This window comes from Streptomyces neyagawaensis, assembly GCF_023516595.1.
In the GTDB taxonomy this organism is placed as follows: Bacteria; Actinomycetota; Actinomycetes; order Streptomycetales; family Streptomycetaceae; genus Streptomyces; species Streptomyces neyagawaensis.
In genome coordinates this window covers 1-610 of record NZ_JAMGBG010000257.1, presented here as the reverse complement: position 1 = coordinate 610, position 610 = coordinate 1, and the positions used below count along the sequence as shown (strand labels likewise).

The 610-nt window shown below is 73.9% G+C and carries 1 protein-coding gene; it reads right to left on the bottom strand.

What is annotated here, in order from left to right; translation table 11 throughout:
* Positions 1-610 (bottom strand): SDR family NAD(P)-dependent oxidoreductase (locus tag M8J73_RS44590; RefSeq protein ID WP_249829939.1); only part of this gene is annotated, 610 nt, incomplete at both ends.

The window sequence follows — 610 nt, the reverse complement described above, 5'->3', positions numbered from 1 at the left end:
CCGGTCGGAGCCGGAGTCCCTGCATGCCGCCGTCCACCGCGAGGGAGGTGCCGGTGACGGACGCCGCCGCCGGGCTCGCCAGGTAGACGATGGCGGCGGCGACCTCGTCGGGGGTGACGAGGCGTCCCATGGGCTGGCGGGCGTTGAGGGCGGCGCGCTCGGCGTCGGGGTCGTCGGCCGCGTCGAGGAGGCGGCCGACCCAGGGGGTGTCGGCGGTGCCGGGGTTGACGCAGTTGACGCGGATGCCCTCGCGGACGTGGTCGGCGGCCATGGCGAGGGTCAGGGAGAGGACCGCGCCCTTGCTGGCGCAGTACAGGGCGCGCTGCGGCAGCCCGGCGGTGGCGCCGATGGAGCAGGTGTTCACGATGGCCGCGTGGGACGAGTTCCGCAGGTGGGGCAGGGCGGCGCGGCTGGTGCGCACGATGCCGAGGACGTTGACGTCGAGGACCTGGTGCCACTGCTCGTCGGGGTTGTCCTCGATGGTGCCGATGGCGCCGATGCCGGCGTTGTTGACGAGGATGTCCAGACCACCGAGCTGTTCGACGGCGTCGCCCACGGCGGCCCGTACGGAGACGTCGTCCGTGACGTCCGCCTTGAGGCCGAGCAGCGG